This window comes from Promicromonospora sp. NPDC057488 (assembly GCF_042802395.1).
In the GTDB taxonomy this organism is placed as follows: Bacteria; Actinomycetota; Actinomycetes; order Actinomycetales; family Cellulomonadaceae; genus Promicromonospora.
Genome location: NZ_JBHVEG010000320.1, coordinates 1 through 3,034 on the forward strand (window position 1 = coordinate 1; position 3,034 = coordinate 3,034).

Sequence of the window (3,034 nt, forward strand, 5' to 3'; positions counted from 1 at the left end):
TGTCGAGACCCGGGGTCTCGACAAGCTCGACCAGCGACAGGCTCGGCCAGCGATGGAGTCGACCTGCGTTCCGGTCAGACCGGGAGCTGCGGCCGCTCGACCGGCTTGGTGCCGGTGATGCGGTGCACGTCGAACACGCCCTCGACCTTGCGGACCGCCGAGAGGACGGTCGCGAGGTGGGCGGGCTCGGCCATCTCGAAGATGAACCGCGAGACCGCGAGCCGGTCGTCCGACGTCGAGACGAAGGCCGACAGGATGTTCACGTGGTTCTCGGACAGCACGCGCGTCACGTCCGACAGGAGCCGGGACCGGTCCAGCGCCTCGACCTGGATCTGCACGAGGAACATCGTGTTCGCGCCCTGCGTCCACTCGACCTCGACCAGGCGCTCCGGCTGCTTGCGCAGCCCGTCCAGGTTCACGCAGTCCGTGCGGTGCACGCTCACGCCCTGGCCGCGAGTCACGAAGCCCACGATGTCGTCGCCCGGCACCGGGGTGCAGCACTTGGCGAGCTTGACCCACACGTCCGCGGACTCGGAGCCCTTGAGCATGACGCCCGGGTCGCCCGACCGCACGCGCCGGGCGGTGAGGCCACCCGGCCGGGCCGCCTCGGCGACGTCCTCCTCCGCGCCGTCCGCCCCGCCGAGCGCCTTGACCAGCTTGTCGACCACGTGGGCCGAGGAGATCTGTCCCTCGCCGACGGCCGCGTACAGCGCGGACACGTCCTGGTAGTTCATCTCGTCCGCGACCCCGACCAGGGTCTCGTGCGACATGAGGCGCTGGATCGGCAGGCCCTGCTTGCGCATCGCCTTGGCGATCGAGTCCTTGCCGGTCTCGACGGCCTCCTCGCGGCGCTCCTTGGTGAACCACTGGCGGATCTTGTTGCGCGCCCGCGGCGACTTCACGAACCCGAGCCAGTCGCGGCTCGGCCCCGCCGTCTCCGACTTGGAGGTCAGGATGTCGACGACGTCGCCGTTCTCCAGCGGCGAGTCCAGCGGCACCAGGCGGCCGTTGACGCGGGCGCCCATGGTCCGGTGCCCCACCTCGGTGTGCACCGCGTACGCGAAGTCGACCGGTGTGGCGCCGCCGGGCAGCGCCATGGCCGAGCCCTTCGGCGTGAAGACGTAGACCTCGTCGCCGCCGATCTCGAACCGCAGCGAGTCGAGGAACTCCGCCGGGTCGGCGGTCTCGCGCTGCCAGTCCACGAGCTGGCGCAGCCAGGCCATGTCCTGGTTCTTGGGGTCGTTGCCCCCCGCGGCCGGCGTCTTCTCCTTGTACTTCCAGTGCGCCGCGACGCCGTACTCGGCGCGGCGGTGCATGTCGTGCGTCCGGATCTGGATCTCCACGGGCTTGCCGCCCGGGCCGATCACCGTCGTGTGCAGCGACTGGTACATGTTGAACTTCGGCATCGCGATGTAGTCCTTGAACCGGCCGGGGACCGGGTTCCACCGCGCGTGCATGGCGCCGAGCGCCGCGTAGCAGTCGCGCACCGTGTCCACCAGGACACGCGTGCCGACGAGGTCGTAGATCTCCGCGAAGTCGTGACCGCGCACGATCATCTTCTGGTAGATCGAGTAGTAGTGCTTCGGCCGGCCCGTGACCGTGGCCTTGATCTTCGCGCTGCGCAGGTCCGACTCGATCTGGCCCTTGACCACACCGAGGTACTCCTCGCGCGCGGGCGCCCGCTCGGCCACCAGGTGCACGATCTCGTCGTACACCTTGGGGTACAGGGTCTGGAAGGAGAGGTCCTCCAGCTCCCACTTGATCGTGTTCATGCCCAGCCGGTGGGCCAGCGGCGCGTAGATCTCGACGGTCTCGCGCGCCTTGCGCTCCGCCGACTTGGACGGCACGTACTTCCAGGTGCGGGCGTTGTGCAGCCGGTCGGCGAGCTTGATGACCAGCACGCGGATGTCCTTGGCCATCGCGACGACCATCTTGCGCACGGTCTCGGCCTGCGCGGCGTCGCCGTACTTGACCTTGTCCAGCTTGGTGACGCCGTCGACGAGCAGCGCGACGTCGTCGCCGAAGTCGGCGGCGAGCGTGTCCAGCGCGTAATCCGTGTCCTCGACCGTGTCGTGCAGCAGCGCGGCCGCGATCGTGGTGCCCTCGAACCCGAGCTCCGCCAGGATCGTGGAGACCGCGACGGGGTGCGTGATGTACGGGTCGCCGCTCTTGCGCATCTGCCCGCGGTGGGCCTTCTCGGCCACCACGTAGGCGCGCTCGATCAGGGCCACGTCGGCCTTCGGGTGGTTGCTGCGGATCGCCTGCAGCAGCGGCTCGATCGCCGCGGGAGTGCCGCCGCCGATGCTGCGCACACCCAGGCGCACGAGGCGGTTGCGCATCCGGTTGCCGCCCGGAGGGGTCGGCGGGTTCTTCTCGGGCACCGGAGCGCGTGACACCGTGTTCTCCGCCATGTACGCGCCTCCTTCCCCGGGACGAAACCCGGAGTCGACAGTCTAGCCCTGGACCTCTATGCGCCGTCCGACCCGATCATTGACCGGACGGGGTGTCCACCCGCAGGAGAGTATCGACGTTGTGGCCCTGGAGCCTGTCGCGGCCGTGAAGTGCCTCGAGCTCGATCAGGAAGGCGAGCCCCGAGACCACGCCACCGCACTTCTCCACCAGCTCTGCTGCGGCCGCCGCGGTACCGCCCGTGGCGAGAACGTCGTCGATGATGAGAACGCGCGCACCGGGGGTCAATGTTCCCGCACGCAGCTCGATGGCCGCCGAGCCGTACTCCAGGTCGTAGGAGACGCTGTGGGTGGGCGGCGGCAGCTTGCCCGCCTTGCGCAGGGGCAGGAAGCCCCGGCCGAGCGCGTGCGCCACCGGCGCGCCGAGCAGGAAGCCGCGGGCCTCCATGCCGGCGACGACGTCGACGCCGTCGGACAGCGCGAGGCGCGTGAAGGCCTCCACGACGTCGGCCAGGCCCTCGGCGTCGGCCAGGAGGGGCGTGATGTCCTTGAAGAGGACACCGGGAGAGGGAAAGTTCGGGACGTCCGCGATCAGGTCGCGAACGCGCGTCGCCCTCTCCGGCACC

2 protein-coding genes are annotated in these 3,034 nt (G+C 69.9%); both read right to left on the reverse strand.

From position 1 onward, the window contains the following. Positions 1 to 74: 74 nt before the first annotated feature. Positions 75 to 2,411: a RelA/SpoT family protein gene (locus tag ACFU5G_RS29680; protein ID WP_377252706.1), complete on the reverse strand. Its 2,337-nt coding sequence runs from the start codon at positions 2,409 to 2,411 to the stop codon at positions 75 to 77. A gap of 76 nt (positions 2,412 to 2,487) precedes the next feature. After that, a complete protein-coding gene (locus ACFU5G_RS29685) occupies positions 2,488 to 3,033 on the reverse strand; it encodes an adenine phosphoribosyltransferase (RefSeq protein ID WP_377252708.1) in 546 nt (181 codons plus the stop codon). Between the last annotated feature and the right edge of the window lies 1 nt (position 3,034).

Coding starts and splice junctions, on each gene's coding strand:
- ACFU5G_RS29680 (WP_377252706.1), bottom strand. CDS start 2,411: ATGGCGGAGAACACGGTGTCACGCGCTCCGGTGCCCGAGAAGAACCCG.